We start from the raw sequence: 19309 nt of genomic DNA, 5'->3' as shown, positions 1-19309 counted from the left end.
GATCAATTAAAGCGGTGTGAACGGCCTGCAGGGACGCGCGCTGCCGCAGCGCGCTACCCTTGCCCACCTATGTCGAACCAACACCAGCGCGACTTCACGCTCGAGCCCGCCGACACCGAGCGCCTCGCCAACCTCAGCGGCCCCTTTGATGGCCACCTGCGCCAGGTCGAGCTCGCGCTTGGCGTGGAAATCGCAAACCGCGGGAATATCTTCCGCGTCAGCGGGGCGGACGCCGAGCGCGTCGATGAAGCCGAGCGCCTGCTTCGCGACCTCTACCTGGAAGCCGCCACCGAGACCTTCGACGGCCAGGCGATCCACCTCCGGGTCAGCGCGTCGCGCGCCGCGCGCGATGATGTCGAGGCCACGCGCCGCGTGGCGCGGCAGCGGCAGGCGGAACCGGGCTTCGTACCCCAGGACGTGGCCATCCGCGTCAAGCGCGGCACCATCCGTGGCCGCGGCGACAACCAGCAGAAATACCTGCATGCGATCGCCACCCACGACATCAACTTCGGCGTCGGCCCGGCCGGCACGGGAAAGACGTTCCTGGCCGTGGCCAGCGCCGTGGAAGCGCTCAACGAATCGCGCGTGCAGCGGCTGATCCTGGTGCGCCCCGCGGTCGAGGCCGGCGAGAAGCTCGGCTTCCTGCCCGGCGACCTGTCGCAGAAGGTCGACCCCTACCTGCGGCCGCTGTATGACGCGCTGTACGAAATGCTGGGCGTCGAGAAGGTGCTGAAGCTGCTGGAAAAAAACGTCATCGAGATCGCGCCACTGGCCTACATGCGCGGGCGCACGCTCAACGACGCCTACGTGATCCTGGACGAGGCGCAGAACACCACCATCGAGCAGATGAAGATGTTCCTGACGCGCCTGGGCTTCGGCAGCACGGCGGTGGTCACCGGCGACCTGAGCCAGATCGACCTGCCCAAGCACATGAAGTCCGGGCTGCGCGATGCGGTCGAGGTGCTGCATGAGGTGGACGGCGTCAGCTTCACGTTCTTCGAATCCCGCGACGTGGTGCGCCACCCGCTGGTCGCCAGGATCGTCAATGCCTACGAACGCCGCGATGCCGACAACGCCAATGCCGCCCCGTCGGCAAGCGAGGCATCGCCGTGACCAAAGGCCCAGTCCGCCTTGATGTCGCCGTGGGCTACGCGCTGCCGCGCGCGGGCCTGCCGGCCGCGGTGAGCTTCCGGAAATGGGTCGCCGCCGCGCTGGCCGGCCGCATCCTCGAGGCCGATCTCGCCGTCCGGATTGTCGACGAAGCCGAGGGGCGCGCACTGAACCGCCATTACCGCGGCCGCGACTACGCCACCAACGTGCTCAGCTTTCCCGCCGAACTCGATGAAGGCATCAAGCTCCCCAAGGGCGTGCGCATGCCGCTGCTCGGCGACGTGGTGCTGTGCGCTCCAGTGGTCGCACGTGAAGCCGGCGAACAGGGCAAACGGCTGGTGGCCCACTACGCCCACCTGACCGTCCACGGCACCCTGCACCTGCTTGGCTGGGACCACGGCGACGAGATCGAAGCCGAGGCCATGGAGAAGCTCGAGCGCGAGATCCTCGCCGGCCTGGGCATCGACGACCCTTACCGCGACGCCTGACAGGAGTCGCCAGCTGGCTCGCGCGCTTCACAGGCAATCGATGAGCCCGTCGTAGAGCGTCCGCGAGCTGCCCGGCAAGGCGGCATGCAGCGGTTCATCGCCCTGCAGTGCATCCAGCAATCCCTCGATGGTCGTGCCCGGCACCAGCGGCGACAGGCACAGCCACGCCGGGGTCTGCGCGGAAATGCGGCCGCTGCGTCGCGCCACCGACTCTTCGCTCGCGGCGAAACTCCATGCGCAGCTGCCGATCCGGCCACTGACGCGGTGCACCGAGCAGACATAGCGCAGCGACTGGATGTTGCTGAAGTCGCCCTCGCAGAACGTGTCGCCACAGATGGCGTCGAAATTGCGATACAGCTGGTGGCGAAGCATCAACCAGGCCTCGTAGGCGTCATCGCTCTGCAGGTAGGCCGAAACCTCGACATAACTGCCCGGCCGCAGGCCGGGGTCGCTCCTGGCAGGTGAAAGGACGGCGCAGAGGAGCAGGCCGAGGATGGATGTGGTGGCGCGGAGCAGGCTGGGGCGTGGCATAGGGGCTCTCCTTGGCTCGAGGCACTTGCGGCGGGCGGCTCGCGGTAGCGTCCTGCGACGTGTCCAGCATGTGCACCGCGCCTGGCATCTGCCGTCGGCTGACGCCACGCCGCGTCACCAGCCAAGCGTGACGCCCCGTATCGGTGCTTTCCCCTGCCAACGCGCCTTCGCGGCCGCCACGCCCCGGACGGGGTAAACTGCGGTGGCCGCCCCTCCCCCCGGGGCGACGATGCGAGCGAGATGTCCGAGGACGACAGTAGTCAAAGCCACGCGCCGGACCACCCGGAGCGGCGGCGCAGCTGGCTGGAACGCCTGAGTTGGGCGATTTCCGGCGATCCCAGTTCACGCGACGACCTGGTCGAGTTGCTGCGCGACGCGCAGGCCAACGGCCTGATCGAATCCGACACCCTGCGGATGATGGAAGGCGCGATCTCCGTGTCCGACATGACCGTCGGCGACGTGATGGTGTCGCGTGCGCAGATGGTCGCGCTGCCGGTGGCGGCGCCCTTCCTGGAGCTGCTGAAGCAGGTGGTGGAATCCGGCCACTCGCGCTTCCCGGTGCACGGCGACGACAAGGACGAGATCCTCGGGATCCTGCTGGCCAAGGACCTGCTGCGCGGCGTGGTTGCCGACAACGGCCCCGGCACGGTGCGCGAACTGCTGCGCCCGGCGGTGCTGATCCCCGAATCCAAGAAGCTCAACGTGCTGCTGCGCGAGTTCCGCCAGTCGCGCAACCACATGGCGATCGTGATCGACGAGTACGGCGGCGTGGCCGGGTTGTTGACCATCGAGGACGTACTGGAGGAGATCGTCGGCGAGATCGACGACGAGCACGACGACGCAGAAGACCCGGAGGCGCTGATCGCCGCACAGGCCGATGGCCAGTACGTGGTCGACGCGCTGACCCCGATCAGCGATTTCAACAGCCGCTTCGGCGCGGATTTCGACGATGACGAGTACGACACCGTCGGCGGCCTGGTCACAGCGGCCATCGGCCACCTGCCCGAAGCCGGCGAAGAGCTGACGCTCGGCCGCTTCTCGTTCCGCGTCGCCAGCGCCGACGCCCGCCGCCTGCACGCCCTGCACGTCGCGATCCATGCCGAATAACCCGCAGCACCCCGGCCGCCGCTGGTCGCTGGCGCTCGTCCTGCTCCTGCTGTTGTGTGCCTTCTGTGCGACTGCGGTGGCGGCGCCACGCATCGGCGTGGCCACCATGCAGCCTGGCGAAGTCTTCTTCGAGCGTTTCGGCCACAACGCGATCGTGGTCGACGACCCGGCAGCCGGGCCGCCGATCTCCTACAACTTCGGCTTCTTCGACCCCGACGAGCCGGACTTCGTGGCGCGGTTCGTGCGCGGCGACATGCGCTACCGGCTGGCCGCGCTGCCGCTCGCCGACGACCTCGCCTATTACCGCGATGTCGGACGCGGCGTGTCGATCCAGTGGCTCGACCTCGACAACACCGCGGCCACCGCCCTCGCCGCCCGCCTCGCCGACAACGCGCGCCCCGAGAACGCGCACTACGCCTACGACTACTTCACCGACAACTGCTCGACGCGGGTACGCGACGCGCTGGACGCCAGCCTTGGCGGCGCGCTGCGCCGGCAGATGCAGGGCCGCTCGCAGGGCAACACCTTCCGCAGCGAAGCCGTGCGCCTGGCGCGCCCCGCGGCGTGGATGGCGCTGGGCTTCGACCTCGGCCTCGGGCCGGCGTCCGATCGCCCGAACGCGCTCTGGGAAGACGCCTTCGTGCCGATGCGCCTGGCCAGCGCGCTGCGCGACATGCGCCATGCCGATGGCCGCCCGCTGGTGGCGTCCGAAGAGGCGCTGCTGCCGCACCGCATCGCGCCCGAGCCCGAGCCGCGCCGGGTGGCGTGGATCCCGTGGCTGGTCGCCGGGCTGGTGCTGGCGGCGCTCGCCTGGTCGCAGCGCCGGCGCCCCGGCGTCGTGGCGTGGGCGGCGATCGCGACGTGGCTGGCGTGCGCGCTGCTCGGCGGGCTGATGCTGTACCTCTGGCTGGGCACGGCGCACCGCTTTGCGTGGGCCAACCACAACCTGATCCTGTTCAATCCGCTTTGCCTGTTGCTGCTGCCGGGCGCCTGGCGCATCGCCCGCGGCGGTGACGGCGGCAAGGTGTTCCGCGTGCTGCTTGCGGGCATCGGCGTCCTGGTACTGCTGTCGCCGTTCCTGCTGTGGATGCCGCTGCAGTCGCAGCGCAACGGCCACTGGATCGCGCTGATGCTGCCGCTGCAGCTGGCGCTGGCCGCGGTGCTCTGGCGCCCGCGGCGAACAGGCGCATGATGCGGCCATGACCGCCCCCGCCCCGCCCCTTCCCGCCTGCGTCGTCAACTGCGCCGCCTACGACCGCGAAGGCCGGCGGCGCAACATCAGCCTCGACGAAATCAGCGACGTCCTCGGCGTCGACGACGGGAGCTTTGTCTGGGTGGGGTTGTTCGAGCCGGACGAGGCGGTGCTGGCCAAGCTGCAGGAGGAATTCGACCTGCACGCGCTTGCGGTCGAGGACGCACACCACGCCCACCAGCGCCCGAAGCTCGAAGCCTACGGCGACTCGCTGTTCGTGGCCGCCAACACCGCGCAGGTGGTCGACGAGCGCATCCGCTATGGCGAAACCCACGCCTTCCTGGGCGCGCGCTACCTGGTGACGGTGCGCCATGGCGCATCGGTGTCCTATGCCCCGGCCCGGGCGCGCGTGGAGCGCAATCCGGGGCTGCTCGCGCTGGGGCCCGGCTTCGCGCTGTACGCGGTGCTCGATGCCATCGTCGACGACTACGTGCCGATCGTGGACGAGTTCAAGGCCACCCTGCTGGCGCTGGAGCAGGACATCTTCCGCGACACGTTCCACCGCGGCATCGTGCGCCGGCTGTACGACCTCAAGCGCGAGCTGACCTACATGCGCGTCGCGCTCACGCCCATGCAGGACGTGCTTTCGCAGCTGCTGCGCAGCAACACCCTGCTGCTGCACGACGAGATCCGCCTGTACCTGCGCGATGTCCTGGACCATTCGGTGCGGATCAACGACAGCATCGACATGCTGCGCGACATGCTGGGCACCGCGCTGAGCGTCAACCAGGCGCTGGTGACGCTTGCCCAGGGCGAGGTGGTGAAGCGCCTGGCCGGCTGGGCTGCGCTGCTGGCCGCGCCTACCCTGATCGCCAGCTGGTACGGCATGAACTTCGTGCACATGCCGGAGCTCGCCGGCCGCTGGAGCTATCCGGTGCTGGTGGGCGTGGTGGTCGTGGTGGTGGCCGCGCTGTACGCGTACCTGCGCAAGGTGCGCTGGCTCTGAATACGGCCTGCGGCCTGCGACCAAAGTCTTAGACCGCATTTTCCCGCATTGCAGCACCTGCGATTGACCGCGCCGGGCCATGGGTAGAACCTTGGCGGAGCCGGCACACAGACGGGGAATCGCATGAAAGGTGGACTCGGGAAGGTGGCATGGGCGGCGCTCGCCCTGCTTGGCGCGTTCTGCCTTGGCACCGTGGCCCTGCGCCGCGGCGAACCGATCAACGCGCTGTGGATCGTGGTCGCGGCGGTGTCGATCTATCTGGTTGCCTACCGCTTCTACGGGCTGTACATCGCCGACAAGGTGCTGGGACTGGACCCGACGCGCGCGACGCCTGCGATCCGCCGCAACGACGGCCTCGACTTCGTCCCGACCAACAAACACGTGCTGTTCGGTCACCACTTCGCCGCGATCGCAGGCGCGGGCCCGCTGGTCGGGCCGGTGCTGGCGGCGCAGATGGGCTACCTGCCCGGCACGCTCTGGCTGATCGCCGGCGTGGTGCTGGCCGGCGCGGTGCAGGACTTCATGGTGCTGGTGGTATCCAGCCGCCGCGACGCGCGTTCGCTCGGCGACCTGGTGCGCGAGGAGATGGGCCAGGTGCCGGGCACCATCGCGCTGTTCGGTGCGTTCCTGATCATGATCATCATCCTCGCGGTGCTGGCGATGATCGTGGTGAAGGCGCTGGAAGGCAGCCCATGGGGCATGTTCACCGTCATCGCCACCATCCCGATCGCGATCATGATGGGCGTCTACATGCGCTACGTGCGCCCGGGAAAGATCGGCGAGATCTCGGTGGTGGGCATCATCCTGCTGGTCGGCGCGATCTGGATGGGCGGCAAGGTCGGCGCGCACCCCACATGGGGCCCCGCGTTCACCTTCACCGGCACGCAGATCACCTGGATGCTGATCGGCTACGGCTTCGTGGCCGCTGTGCTGCCGGTGTGGCTGCTGCTGGCGCCGCGCGACTACCTGTCGACGTTCCTCAAGATCGGCACGATCCTTGGTTTGGCGATCGGCATCTTCATCGTCATGCCGGAGCTGCGCATGCCGGCGCTGACCCAGTTCACCGACGGCACCGGCCCGGTGTGGAAGGGCAGCATGTTCCCGTTCCTGTTCATCACCATCGCCTGCGGCGCGGTGTCGGGCTTCCACGCTCTCATCGCCTCGGGCACCACGCCCAAGCTGCTCGCCAACGAGGGTCACGCACGCTACATCGGCTACGGCGGCATGCTGATGGAATCGTTCGTGGCGATCATGGCGATGGTGGCGGCATCGGTGATCGATCCCGGCGTGTACTTCGCCATGAACAGCCCGGCCGCGATCATCGGCACGGACCCGGTGGCGGTGGCGGAGATGGTGTCCAGCTGGGGCTTCGTGGTCACGCCCGACGTACTGGTCGCGACCGCCGCCGACATCGGCGAGAACTCGATCCTGTCGCGCGCCGGCGGTGCGCCGACGCTGGCGGTGGGCATCGCGCAGATCTTCCATGCGGTGATCCCGGGCGAAGGCATGATGGCGTTCTGGTACCACTTCGCCATCCTGTTCGAAGCGCTCTTCATCCTCACCGCGGTCGATGCCGGCACGCGCGCCGGGCGCTTCATGCTGCAGGACCTGCTGGGCAACTTCGTGCCGGTGATGCGCAAGACCGAATCGTGGGGGCCGAACCTCATCGCCACCGCCGGCTGCGTCGCGCTGTGGGGCTACTTCCTCTACCAGGGCGTGAACGATCCGCTGGGCGGCATCAACATGCTGTGGCCGCTCTTCGGCATCGCCAACCAGATGCTCGCCGGCATCGCGCTGATGCTGTGCACGGTGGTGCTGTTCAAGATGAAGAAGGACCGCTATGCGTGGGTGTCGATCGTGCCGACCGTGTGGCTGCTGCTGTGCACGCTGACCGCCGGCTGGATCAAGATCTTCGACCCCACCCCTGCAGTCGGCTTCATGGCCCAGGCCAACAAGTACCGCGATGCGCTGGCGGCGGGCGAGCTGATCGCGCCGTCCAAGGACTTCGGCGGGATGCAGCAGATCATGATCAACAACTACGTCAACGCCGGGCTCACCGTGCTGTTCATGCTGGTGGTCGTGGCGGTCCTGGTGTACTCGATCGGCGCGGTCCGCAAGGCGCGACGCAGCGACGTGCGCACCGATCGCGAGACGCCGTATGTCGCGCTGACGCCCGAACAGCAGAAGATGTGGCTCTGATGGCCGGCGCACTGGTCCCGCTCGAGTACTACGCCACGCACCGGCGTGTGTGGCGCAGGCTGGTGCAGACCGCGCGCCTCTGCTGCGGCATCCCGGACTACGACAACTACGTGCGCCACATGCTGGAGACGCACCCGGACCGCGACGTCATGGACTATCCGACGTTCTTCCGAGAGCGCCAGGATGCGCGCTATGGCGGGCGCGGCGGGTTCCGCTGCTGCTGAGCGGGCCCGTTCCCGCCCAGCGATGCAAGCGAGGCAATGGCCGCCAGCACTGCCAGCGGGAACGCCGGCTGCAGGTAATCGACGCGGATCGCGGCGAAGGCCGACATGTCCACCAGCGCCAACAGCCCCACCCGTGCGGCCACCAGGCACCAGGCGACCGCCGCCAGCAGATACAGAGGCGCCACCCGCCTGCTGCGCACCGCACTCGACGTTGCCCACAGGAATGCCAGCAGGCCGGCGATGGCCAGCCACGGCAGGACATACTCGTGCACGCGCCAGACGACATGCCGGGCGGCGCGCGGCCAGGCATCCTCGCGCGCGGCGCGTGGGATGCCCTCGAACACGGTGTCGATGTTCAGCGTGCCGGAACCCAGGTTCACGGCCCTCGGCGGCGCGGCGAGTGCCATGAGCGGGACGGAAGCCCCACCCGTGGTGGATTCGAACGCGCAGCCCTCGAGGGTCGGGAGCACGACATTGAAGCGGTTCATGCCCGCAGCTGGATCGCCGAAATGCAGGGCGATGTCCGGGCTCGGCTGGCGCGTGACCTCGACGCGCCCGTCCGCACCGGCGCAGCGCACCGCCAGCCAGCCCGGCCGGGTGTCGTGGAACCAGCCGACCACCTGCACGCCCAGCGCGGCGGCCGGGTCGCGCACCGGCGGACTTCCGACAAAGCGCCACATCGCGCGCACTCCGCTGGTCGCCGTGTCGCTTGGCGGCTGCCCGCCACCGATCCCCTGCCAGGTGAGCAGCGTGGTGGCCTTGGCGACGCGGGCCGGCAGGGTGCTCCACTGCGCCTGGTCCACGGGCGGGATGCTGGCGGCGAGCCGGCTCGTGCACGCAAGCCGCCCGTCGTCGCAGGCCGCGTCCACTTCATCTGCGACCTGCCGGAAATAGGCGTCGGCGGCGGGCGCGGAACGGTACTCGCCGATCGACGCGGCAGCCGCGCGGAGTGCCCAGAGGAACCAGCCGCCGCTGTAATCGCTGCACGCATGCGGAGGAAGCCGGCAGGCGTCGCCACCGCGCTGCGCGGGGTCTTCGAGATAGGGCCGCAGGCGGGCAAACGCCGGACTGGCGACGTAGACCGCTTCCCTCACGCGTTCCGGCACGGGTACCTGGGCGACCGGGGGCCCGACCCTCACCCGCTGCAGCGTCGACAGCGCGTCGCGGTACGACGTCGCCCGGGTGTCGACCGTTGTGAACACGCCGTACTGGACCAGGTTGGCGCCGGCCACCAGCGACAGCCAGGCAGCGAAGGCCAGCGCCATGAGCGCCAGCCCCACGCCGAGGCGCCGGCGGCCGGCCCGCTCGCGCCAGGCGGCCGCGGCATGCGCGAGCAGCAGCAGGGCGACGCCCGGCAGCACCCAGATCCCGTCCTCGCGCGTGGACCACAGCCATGCGAACGCGAACCCGGCAAGCAACGCCCATCGCCATCCGCGCTTGCCGGCGCGCGGGGCGTACAGGAAGTACAGCAGGCAGGCGAGCGCGATCAGGATCTGCGCGCCGCCGATGTTGTCGCGGATCACCCGGTTCCAGCCCAGCGCCGCCGGATGCCACTGCAGGGCGATCACCAGCAGCATCGCCAGCAGCGGTCGCCCGCTCATGCGGTACACGGCTCCACCCAGCAGCAGGCAGGCCAGGGCGTAGAGCACGGCCTGCATCGTCGTCGCCGGCAGGCCGAGGACGTGGCTGGCGGCAAGGAACAGCGGATAGCCGGAGCCCTTGATCAGGGTCATGTGGTCGAATGCGCCGAGCCACCGCCCGGCCGCGATGCCTTCCGCGCGCTGCCAGAACCACGCATCGTCATAGCTGGCACCAGCCAGGATCGAGACCGGCAGGTGGTGGACCAGGGCAATGAACAGGAGCGACGACAGCGCGAGGGCGACCGCGATGCCTCGCGCTTGCCAGGCGTCGATGCCAGGCCTAGCCGGCATGCGCGGCGTCTCCGCGCGGCGCAGCCATCAGCGTCGCCTGCGGCCGTCGCGCGACCAGCAGCAGGTTGCTGGGCCATCCGAGGAGCGCCACGCTGTCGATCCGCCACTCCGGCAGCCGCGCCTGCGCGCAGGCGTCGTCGAGTTCACGCCGGCCGAGCAGGTTGAGGTTCTCCTCGCGCGACAGCTCGCGATGCCCGAGGCGCCGCAGCAGCGCGCGGAACCACGGCTTCGGCAGCCAGTGCACGACCGGCAGCACGGTGTGGAACTCGACGGGGAACCAGCGGTTGGGCGTGGTGAGGAAGACTCCTTTCCTGGAGACGCGGTGCAGTTCGGCGACGAACCGTGCCTGCTCCTGCGCCGACCCGACGTGCTCCAGGACCGCGCTCGAATGCACCCAGTCGAAGCTCGCATCGGGGAACGGCAGGTCCTTGCCGTCGCCGCGTACGAACGTCATGCCCGGGTACACATCTTCCAGGAACGATGCGTCGTCGATCCCGCACGCCGTGATCAGGTCCTTGCGCGGGTGCCACGCCTCCAGGTAGTTGGACGCCAGCTGTGCGCGGTCGCTGGTCACGCCGACGTCGAGGATGCGGTCATCGTCCGCCACGCCGGCGGCCATGAAACGCGCGTACATCTTGCGCCGCATGTGGGTGGACACGCGATCGGTGAGCCCGCCACCGCGCGCCGCGTTGTACTGCGCGCCGATGCGCCGCTCGCGGCTCACCTGGGCGCGTCCGGCAGGCGCAGCGCCTCCAGGAAAAACGCCGCCAGGCCGACCTGGCCGCCCACGCCCATCAGCGTGACCGAGGGGATCACCCAGCGCATGGTGGCACTCGGGTCGAGCACGCCGAAGTCGCGCGCCGCCCACAGGTAGACGGCATGGAGCGACATCGCGATCCCGGCGAGGAACATCAGCGCCGCGGCGACCAGGCAGCGCTCGAGCGTGAACGCCGACAGCAGCCCCCTGCCCCGGCCATCGGCCGGCAACCAGCCGTGGCGGATGCCCATGGACGTGGTCAGCACGGCAAACAGCAGCATCTGCACGCCGAGCACGATGGCAGCGCCCGCGTAGGACAGGGTGTGCACGTCCAGGTTCAAGGCGCCGATGCTCACGCTGCGCACGCCGATGACGGCCATTGCCGCGCCTCCCACCGCCACCAGCACGGAACCCGGCAGCAGGAACAGCCAGCGCGGGCTGTGCACCAGCAGGAAGCGCAGGTGCCGCCAGCCGTCGCGCCAGGTCCGCAGGTGCGGTGGCCGCGAACGCCCGTCGGGCCGCAGCGTGGTCGGCACCTCGCTGATGCGACACCCGGCGAGCGATGCCTTGACGACCATCTCGCTCGCGAATTCCATCCCCGGCGCCACCAGCCCGAGCGCGGCGATGCGGTCGCGGTTGAAGCCGCGCAGCCCGCAGTGGAAGTCGCGCACCTGCACGCCGTAGAACAGCCTTCCCAGGAAACTGAGCACGGGATTGCCCAGGTAGCGGTGCAGGAACGGCATCGCACCGGGCGCGATGCCGCCGCGGAAACGATTGCCGATCACCAGGTCGCTGCCCGCGCGGAGCGCATCGAGGAACGCATCCAGGCGCGAGAAATCGTACGACGCGTCGGCATCGCCCATCACCACGTAGCGCCCGCGCGCCGCGCCAATCCCGGCCGCAAGCGCCGCGCCATAGCCGCGCTGCGCCACATCGACCACGCGCGCGCCTTCGCGCTCGGCGATCCGCTGCGAGCCGTCGGTGCTGCCGTTGTCCGCCACCAGCACCTCGCCGCGAACGCCGGATCCGGACAGGTACGCGCGTGCCATGCGGATGCACGCCGCGAGCGTCTCCGCCTCGTCGAGGCAGGGCATGAGGATGGTGAGCTCCAGCGACGCCGCGGCCGCCGAACTGCCGTCCACGTCCGGCAGCGGCCCGTGGTTCATGCGCCCGCCATCGCCCGCAGGGTGATGCCGACGATGTAGGCCAGCACGGTTCCCGTCGCATAGCCCAGCGCACCCAGCAGCGCACCGACCGGGGCCAGCGAGGGATGGAACACCGAGGCGACCACCGGCGCCGAAGCCGGGCCGCCGATGTTGCTCTGCGAGCCCATCGCGAAGTAGAAGAACGGCACCCGCAGCAGCTTCGCCAGCCCCCACAGCAGCGCGATGTGCACCAGGATCCAGATCAGCCCGAGCGCGAACAGCCACGGCCGGTCGGCGAGCGCGAGGATGTCCATCTGCATGCCGATGCAGGCGATCAGGTAGTACAGGAACAGCGTGCCGATCTTCGAAGCCCCCGCGCCGTCCAGCGTGCGCGCGCGGGTGAAGCTCAGGCCCAGGCCGATGAACGTCGACAGCACCACCACCCACACGAACGGCTCATGCAGGCTGGCCGTGCGCGCCCACGACACGTTGGCGCCGAACCACGCCGACGCGGGCCCCGCGATCGCATGCGACAGGCCGACCGCGCCGAACGCGACGCCGACGATGATCATCAGGTCGGAGAGGCTGGCGACGCGCTCATGCTCCTTCTGGTAGTCCTCCAGCCGCGTCTTGAGCGACTCGATCGCAGCCGTGTCGGCACCGCTGCGCGCGTCGATTGCATTGGCGCGACCGGCGAGGAAGATCAGCACCGCCATCCACACGTAGCCGACGCCGACGTCGATGACCACGAACTGGCCGAACGTGGTCTCGTCGACCGCGAACACCTCCTTCATCGCCATCATGTTCGCGCCGCCGCCGATCCAGCTGCCGGCGAGCGCGGCCATGCCGCCCCAGGTGTCGCCGGCGACGGTTTCCGGATGCAGCACGCCCATCAACCAGAATGCGGCGAACGCACCGAGCATGACGCTGACGGATGCCGCCGCGTACATCGCCAGCAGCTTCGGCCCCAGGCGCAGCACGCCCTTCAGGTCGATGGTCAGGGTCAGCAGCACCAGCGCCGCCGGCAGCAGCACGCGGCTCGCCACCGGGTTGTAGAGGCTGCTGTTGGCACCGTCGATCAGCCCCACGCTGTTGTAGATGCCGGGGATGAAGTAGCACAGCAGCAGCGCCGGCACGTAGGTGTAGAACTTCTTCCAGGGTCCGCTTTCCCGCGACGCGGTCCAGAACACCGCGCCCAGGGTTGCCGCGATCAGTCCGAACAGCACGATGTCGTTGCTGATCAATGCCGTCGCCGGTGCAGAGGGGTCCATCGCCATCGGTACCTCGGTCTGTTGCGCACGCGCGTCCGCGGCCGGCGAATGCCGGCCGCGCGCATGAGGTGGGTCAGTCGCCGATGTGCTGCTTGAGCCAGGCGTTGACGGTGTCGTGCCAGAGCACGCTGTTCTGCGGCTTCAGCACCCAGTGGTTCTCGTCCGGGAAGTACAGCAGCTGCGACGCGATGCCCTGGCGCTGCAGGGCGGTGAACGTCGACAGACTCTGGTCGAGGGGCACGCGGAAGTCGTTCTGGCCGGCCACCACCAGCATCGGCACGCGCCACTTGTCGATGTGCCGCGCGGGGTTGTAGCGCTCGTAGGCCTCGGGCTTCTCGAACACGGTGCCGCCGTTCTCCCACTCGCTGAACCACAGCTCCTCGGTCACCAGGCCCATCGAACGGGTGTCGAACACGCCGTTGTGGTTGACCAGGCACTTCCACGGCGCGTTCCACTGGCTGGCGATCCAGTTGACCATGTAGCCGCCGTAGCTGGCGCCCAGCGCGCAGGCATTGTCGCCGTCGAGGAAGCCGTACTGCTTCTGTGCCGCGGCCCAGCCCTTCTGCAGGTCGACCAGCGGCGCATCGCCCCAGTCGCCGCTGATGGCATCGGTGAACGCCTGGCCGTAGCCGGTGGACCCGTGGAAGTCGATCATGACCACGGCATAGCCCTGGCCGGCATAGGTCTGCGGGTTCCAGCGGTAGCTCCAGCCGTTGCCGAAGCTGCCCTGCGGCCCGCCATGGATCAGGAAAGCGACCGGATAGGTCTTGCCTTCCTCGAAGTTCCACGGCTTGACCACGTAGCCGTGCACGGTCGCGCCCTTGGCGCCCTTGAACGAGAACTGCTCGTAGGCGCCGAAGTCGACACCCGGCAGGCGCTCGGTCGCGGTCGGCGTGATGGCGCGCAGCGCCTGCGCATCCAGCGTGGTGGTGTAGATCACGTCGCCGGTCGCGATGGTGTTGCGGCCGATGGCCAAGGTGTCACCGGCGAGAGCGAACGACGACACCGTGCCATCGCCCACCAGCTTCGCGACGTCGCCGCTGGCCACGTCGATGCGGAACAGCGGGTAGTCGCCGGTGTCCTGTGCGGCCACGTAGAGCGTGCGGCCATCGGCGGAAGGCACCAGCTGGCTCGGCGAGCGGTCCCAGTTGGGGGCGATCTCGCGGCGTTCGCCGCTGGCCAGGTCGAGTGCCATCAGCGCGTAGCGGTCGGCCTCGAATCCCGGGCGCTTCATGGCGCGGTAGAACAGGGTCTTGCCATCGGCGCTGAACACCGGGCCGGCATCCCAGGCGGGGTTGTCGGCGGTGAGGTTGACCGGCGCCGCCTGGCCGTCGACGGCCAGGCGATAGAGGTCGAAGTTGGTGGTCCACGGCTCCTCGCGTCCCGCGACCTTGACGCTGGCCACGACGCTGCCGCCGTCGGGCGCCCAGCTGTAATCCTCGGCGCCGCCGAACGGCTTGCCGGGGACGTCGCCATCGAGCGCGCCGCTGATGGCCACCGCGGTCGCGACCGGGCCGGCCTTGCCGGTCGGCAGGTCGGCCACGAAGAGGCGGTTGCGGCGGCCGTCGTTCCACGTGTCCCAGTGGCGCACGAACAGCTGGTCGTAGAGCACGCCGGACGTCTTGGCCGCCTTGCGCTCGTCGAGGCGCTTCTGCGTGCAGGCGAAATCGGCCGCGCAGTCGCCGAAGGTGTCGGCGCTGAACGCGATGCGGCGGCCGTCGGGTGACACGTGGTAGGTGCCGACGTCGAGCGCGAAACCGGTGAGCTGGCGCGGCGCGCCGCCGTCCAGGCCGATCGCGTACAGCTGCTGCGACCCGTTCTTCGCGCTCAGGAAGTACACGGTGGCGCCATCCGGCGAGAAGCCCGGCGAATTGACGTTCCAGCCCTCGGGCGTGAGCCGCCGCGGCGGCGCGTTGTCACGCGTCACCAGATTGCGCGCGTACAGCGCCGTGGTCGACGTGTTGGCGGCCAGGTCGACCGAACGCTGCGCGAACACCAGCTGCGTGCCGTTGGGCGACAGCGTGGGCGAGGACACGCGATCGAGCGCGACCAGGTCGCGAGCCTCGAGCCCGCGGGCGTCGGCCACCACCGGCAACGCGGCCAGCAGGCACAGGGGCAACAGGGCGGTTCGCAGCATGGATCGGGACTCCGGAACGGAAAGGCCCGATGGTAGGCGGCGGCGGCGGCCGGCGCAAAGGCCGGACGTCGCACGCCGCGCGCACCCGTGCGGCCTGGCGCGCACCCGCCGGTGCCAGTCAGACGGGTCCGGGCTCCACCGGCGCGGCCGTGGTGTCCTGCCTGGCGCCGCTGCGGTAGAGCAGCCAGGCCACCACCGCCAGCACCGCCAGCCCCACCCACTGGTTGAAGTGCAGCGCCTCGGACACCGCCAGCACGTCCGCGCGCTCCGTGACCACGATAGGCACTGCGATGGCGATGCCCATCAGCGCCTCGCCGGTGATCAGGCCGGCGGCGAACAGCGTGCCCGGGCGGTGGATCCTGTCGCGCGCCGCCTCGTCGTGCGGATGCACGCCGTGCTTGTTCTCCACCAGCCAGGCCAGCACGCCGCCGAGGAAGATCGGCACCATCAGCTCGATCGGGAGGTAGATGCCGATGGCTGCCGCCAGCACCGGCACGCGGAAGGTCGAGGCGCGCGACTTCAGCCACTCGTCGAAGGCGATGATCGCCGCGCCGACGCCCGCGCCGATCGCGATCATGTCCCAGGGCAGCTCGCCGCCGAACATGCCCTTGGCCACCGAGGCCATCAGCGTGGCCTGCGGCGCGGCCAGCGACTGCGGCTGCTCCGGAGTGGGCGCGCCGATGCCGTAGGCCTGCGCCAGCAGGTTGAGCACCGGCGCCATGATCAGCGCGCAGGAAAACGCACCGATGCCGAGCATCAGCTGCTGCTTCCACGGCGTCGCGCCGACGATGTAACCGGCCTTGAGGTCCTGCAGGTTGTCGCCACCGACCGCCGCCGCGCAGCACACCACGGCGCCGATCATGATCGCCGCCACCGCGCCGACCGGCGAGTCGCGGCCAAGCAGGATCACCAGCACCGCCGCCGCGAACAGGATGGTGGCGATGGTGATGCCCGAGACCGGGTTGTTCGACGAACCCACCAGGCCCGCCAGGTACGCCGACACCGACACGAACAGGAAGCCGGCCACGATCATGATGATCGTCATCGGCACGCTGACGAACCAGTTGCCGACGATGGCCTGGTACAGCACCAGCAGCGGGATCACGAACAGGAGCAGCGCGATCAGCATCCACTTCATCGGCAGGTCGCGGTCAGTCTCGGCCACCGCCTCGCCACTGCCCTTGCGCGCGGCGGCGATGCCGCTCTTCACGCCCGACAGCAGCGACTTGCGCAGCGAGAACAGCGTCCAGATGCCGCCGATCAGCATCGCGCCGACGCCGAGGTAGCGGATCTTGGTCGACCAGATGGCGCCGGCCGCGTCAGCCGCCGATGCGCCCGCGAGCTGCGCGGCCAGCACCGGGTCGCTGCCCAGGAAGAACGCGTGGTAGATCGGGATCGCGATGTTCCAGGACAGGATCGCGCCCGACAGCACCACGATGCCGATGTTGAGGCCCACGATGTAGCCCACGCCCAGCAGCGCCGGCGACAGGTTGGTGCCCATGTAGCCCAGGTATTTGCCCATGAAGCCCGACGCCACCGCGTTGTCCGGGATCATGCGCATGCCGCTCTCGGCGGCGACCTTGACCAGGGCGCCGATGCCCGCGGCCATGGCGAGGATCCTGAGCCCCGGCCCCGGGTTCTCGCCGGCCTTGAGCACCTCGGCCGCGGCCTTGCCCTCGGGGAACGGCAGTGGATCCTCGACGATCATCGTGCGCCGCAGTGGCACCGAGAACAGCACGCCGAGCAGGCCGCCGAGGCCGGCGATCGCCAGCACCCACCAGTACTCGAACGTGTCCCAGTAGCCGAGGATGATCAGCGCCGGAATGGTGAAGATCACGCCCGCCGCGATCGACGAACCGGCGGAGGCGCCGGTCTGCACTATGTTGTTCTCGAGGATCGTGCCGCCACCGAGTAGGCGCAGCACGCCCATCGACACCACCGCCGCCGGGATCGCGGTGGCGATGGTCAGGCCCGCGAACAGGCCCAGGTAGGCGTTGGCGGCCGACAGCACCACGGCGAGGATGATCGCCAGAAGCACCGCGCGGAAGGTCAACTGCGGGACGGCCCCGTGCTTGTGTTCGCCCATCTGGCTGGATTCTCCATGCGAAGTCCTGCCACGCTACTAGGTGCACCGGTTCGGCGTCCAGCGGCGTCCAGCGGCGTCACTCCGCCGTTGCCACGTCCCTGCCTTCGCCGATATGCCTGTCGAGGAACGCCAACAGCCGCTCGTAGAATTCCCGGCGATGCGCCTGGACGTAGAACCCGTGACCTTCGGACTTGTAGTAGAGCGTTTCCACCGGCACGCCCGCTTGCTTCAGCGCACGCTCCATCAGCCTGGAATGTTCGATGGGCGCACGCTCGTCCTCGCCACCGGCGGCAAGGAACACCGGGATCTTGATCCTGTCGGCGAGGCGGCTCGGCGAGACCGCCGCGAGCGACTCCGGGTCACCTATCCATTCGCGCAGGTAGGTCTCGCCGGAACCGCGCCGCTGCATGTCGCCACGCGCGTGCATCATCGGCAGGTCGTAGACGCCGATGTAGCCCACCGCGCATCTGTAGAGGTCAGGCTCCTTGGCCGCACCCATGAGTGCCGCATAGCCGCCGTAGCTCGCGCCGTAGATGCAGATGCGGGCGGGGTCGGCAATGCCCTGCTGGACAGCCCAGCGGGTCGCGTCGGTGAGGTCGTCCTGCATCTTGCCGCCCCACTCGCGCGCGCCGGCCTGTTCAAACGCGCGACCGTGGTTGCCGGAACCGCGGAAGTTGATGCGCAGCACCGCGTAGCCCGCCGCGGCCAGCAACTGGCTGCCGTCGTGGAACTGCCACTCTTCATGGATGCCGAACGGACCGCCATGCGGCAGCACCACCATCGGCAGCGCGTTCCCTTCGGAACCTGGCGGCAACGTCACGTAGCCCGTGAGCCGCAGGCCATCCCGGCTGGCCAGCGTGATCGGCCTGGACTCGGCCATCGCGGCGGGATCCAGCCATTCGCGCCGGCTGATGATGCGCGCGGCGTCCTTCTTTACGGTATCGAACAGGAAGTAGTCACCCGGGTTCCGGTCGCTCACCACGCGCACAAGCGTGTAGCGGCCGTCCCGGGTCTTCGAGGTGATGATCGGCGACTCGCCCGGGAACGCCGCTTCGAGGCCTCGGTACTGCCGCGCATCGGCGCTTTGGGCGTCGAAGAATTCCGTGCGCGGCTTGCCGTCCAGGTAAAGCGCGCCGACCGGCTCGTGCGTGGCAATGCTGTAGATGATCTCTTCCGGGTCGTGCACGTCGTCCACCAGGAGCGTCTTGCGCTCCGCGGTGGCAACGTCGTAACTGACGATCCGGTCCGGCCCGGTCGGATGCTCCGCCTGCAGGAACAGTTTGCTGCCGTCATCGGAGAATCCCAGCGGGAACTCGATCCGCTGGCTGGTGGCTTCGTCGTTGAGCAGCTTCCATTCATCGCCGCTGCCGCTGCGCAGGTAGAGCTTGGAGACATTGTCGATACCTGCCCCGATGACGGCCCGTACCTGGCCCGCCTTGTCGGCCACGAAGGTGCCGCGCGGCACCGGGGCAAGTGCCACACGCACGCGCCGCCCGCTGTAGATGTCGAGGCGCTCGGCGGTCGTGAACGGGTCCTCGGTGAACTTCTGTACCGAGATCAGCACTTCCCTGGGATTGTCCAGCAACGGATCGACGAGGAACGCGGCGACATGCTCCATCTTCCGGGGCTTGATGTTGCTGCCGGTCTCCTTGACCTGGAGACTCTGGCCCACCAGGATCTCCGCGCCCTTGCCATCCGCGCTCACCGCGTACAGGTCGCCGGTGAGGCGTGGCGCGTCGTGTGCGCCGATCTTTTCCGAACCGCTGAACACGAGGCGGTCGTCGGTCGCCCACCAGAAGCCGGCGACATGCCTGTTCCGGCCCAGGTTCGCACCGCCCACGGGCTTGTGGTCGGACCGCTGGAGGATCACGAGCACGGTGCGGTCTTCCAGCGGAACCGTCGCGGCCAGGTACTCACCCGTCGGGGAGATCTTGATCTGGTGGAACGCGTCGGTGCGGACGAAGGCGTCGAGGTCGACGGCCGTCGCCGGCATGCACACGAACAACAGGGCGACCGCAACCACGGCCGTCTTCACGAATCGAATCATTGTTTCCCCCGATTTTTTTTCATCTTGCGCGCTTCCATGCGTACGCCCGGCCGCTCCACGCGGCCGGGCGTCAGCCGA

General features: G+C 69.2%; 15 protein-coding genes. 7 read left to right on the top strand and 8 right to left on the bottom strand.

What is annotated here, in order from left to right:
- The first annotated feature begins 69 nt into the window (after positions 1-69).
- Both JGR64_RS03510 and ybeY read left to right on the top strand, forming a co-directional pair.
- Complete coding sequence (locus JGR64_RS03510) at positions 70-1113, top strand: PhoH family protein (RefSeq protein ID WP_199375187.1); 1044 nt, start codon at positions 70-72, stop codon at positions 1111-1113.
- Positions 1110-1598 carry an rRNA maturation RNase YbeY gene (ybeY, locus tag JGR64_RS03505; RefSeq protein ID WP_199375186.1) on the top strand — a complete coding sequence of 163 codons (489 nt, stop codon included), beginning with the start codon at positions 1110-1112 and terminating at the stop codon, positions 1596-1598. The genes JGR64_RS03510 and ybeY overlap by 4 nt, the downstream gene beginning before the upstream one ends.
- Before the next feature lie 27 nt (positions 1599-1625).
- Here ybeY and JGR64_RS03500 read toward each other — a convergent pair whose 3' ends face one another.
- A complete protein-coding gene (locus JGR64_RS03500) occupies positions 1626-2129 on the bottom strand; it encodes a hypothetical protein (protein ID WP_199375185.1) in 504 nt (167 codons plus the stop codon).
- Between the two features lie 240 nt (positions 2130-2369).
- Between JGR64_RS03500 and JGR64_RS03495 the strand changes: the two genes are divergently transcribed.
- The 5 genes from JGR64_RS03495 to JGR64_RS03475 all read left to right on the top strand — a co-directional run bounded on the left by JGR64_RS03495 (position 2370) and on the right by JGR64_RS03475 (position 7857).
- Positions 2370-3236, top strand: coding sequence for a transporter associated domain-containing protein (locus JGR64_RS03495; RefSeq protein WP_199375184.1), 867 nt, complete (start codon positions 2370-2372; stop codon positions 3234-3236).
- The gene (locus JGR64_RS03490; RefSeq protein ID WP_199375183.1) at positions 3226-4428 is read left to right on the top strand and encodes a DUF4105 domain-containing protein; all 1203 of its coding nucleotides are present in this window, start codon (positions 3226-3228) and stop codon (positions 4426-4428) included. The genes JGR64_RS03495 and JGR64_RS03490 overlap by 11 nt, the downstream gene beginning before the upstream one ends.
- Before the next feature lie 7 nt (positions 4429-4435).
- Positions 4436-5434: a magnesium and cobalt transport protein CorA gene (locus JGR64_RS03485; protein WP_199375182.1), complete on the top strand. Its 999-nt coding sequence runs from the start codon at positions 4436-4438 to the stop codon at positions 5432-5434.
- Between the two features lie 123 nt (positions 5435-5557).
- Positions 5558-7633, top strand: coding sequence for a carbon starvation CstA family protein (locus tag JGR64_RS03480; RefSeq protein ID WP_199375181.1), 2076 nt, complete (start codon positions 5558-5560; stop codon positions 7631-7633).
- Positions 7633-7857, top strand: coding sequence for a CstA-like transporter-associated (seleno)protein (locus JGR64_RS03475; protein WP_199375180.1), 225 nt, complete (start codon positions 7633-7635; stop codon positions 7855-7857). The genes JGR64_RS03480 and JGR64_RS03475 overlap by 1 nt, the downstream gene beginning before the upstream one ends.
- On the opposite strand, the gene JGR64_RS03470 is transcribed toward JGR64_RS03475, so the two are convergent.
- The 7 genes from JGR64_RS03470 to JGR64_RS03440 all read right to left on the bottom strand — a co-directional run bounded on the left by JGR64_RS03470 (position 7824) and on the right by JGR64_RS03440 (position 19231).
- Positions 7824-9788: a hypothetical protein gene (locus JGR64_RS03470; protein ID WP_199375179.1), complete on the bottom strand. Its 1965-nt coding sequence runs from the start codon at positions 9786-9788 to the stop codon at positions 7824-7826. The two genes, JGR64_RS03475 and JGR64_RS03470, sit on opposite strands and share 34 nt — an antisense overlap.
- The gene (locus tag JGR64_RS03465) at positions 9778-10512 is read right to left on the bottom strand and encodes a class I SAM-dependent methyltransferase (RefSeq protein ID WP_199375178.1); all 735 of its coding nucleotides are present in this window, start codon (positions 10510-10512) and stop codon (positions 9778-9780) included. The genes JGR64_RS03470 and JGR64_RS03465 overlap by 11 nt, the downstream gene beginning before the upstream one ends.
- Positions 10509-11711 (bottom strand): glycosyltransferase family 2 protein, encoded by a 1203-nt coding sequence (locus JGR64_RS03460; RefSeq protein ID WP_199375177.1) that lies wholly within the window; start codon positions 11709-11711, stop codon positions 10509-10511. Before JGR64_RS03460 ends, JGR64_RS03465 begins: the two co-directional genes overlap by 4 nt.
- The gene (locus tag JGR64_RS03455; RefSeq protein WP_199375687.1) at positions 11708-12961 is read right to left on the bottom strand and encodes a DUF819 family protein; all 1254 of its coding nucleotides are present in this window, start codon (positions 12959-12961) and stop codon (positions 11708-11710) included. The genes JGR64_RS03460 and JGR64_RS03455 overlap by 4 nt, the downstream gene beginning before the upstream one ends.
- A 73-nt stretch (positions 12962-13034) precedes the next feature.
- Positions 13035-15098: a S9 family peptidase gene (locus JGR64_RS03450; protein ID WP_199375176.1), complete on the bottom strand. Its 2064-nt coding sequence runs from the start codon at positions 15096-15098 to the stop codon at positions 13035-13037.
- Positions 15099-15216: 118 nt separating this feature from the next.
- Positions 15217-17184 (bottom strand): oligopeptide transporter, OPT family, encoded by a 1968-nt coding sequence (locus tag JGR64_RS03445; protein WP_199375175.1) that lies wholly within the window; start codon positions 17182-17184, stop codon positions 15217-15219.
- A 76-nt stretch (positions 17185-17260) separates the two neighbouring features.
- Complete coding sequence (locus JGR64_RS03440) at positions 17261-19231, bottom strand: S9 family peptidase (protein WP_199375174.1); 1971 nt, start codon at positions 19229-19231, stop codon at positions 17261-17263.
- Positions 19232-19309: the final 78 nt, after the last annotated feature.

It is taken from the genome of Luteimonas sp. MC1572, from assembly GCF_016615815.1.
Lineage (GTDB): Bacteria > Pseudomonadota > Gammaproteobacteria > Xanthomonadales > Xanthomonadaceae > Luteimonas.
The sequence above is the reverse complement of the archived record's forward strand: the minus strand, read 5'-3'. Positions and strand labels throughout refer to the sequence as shown.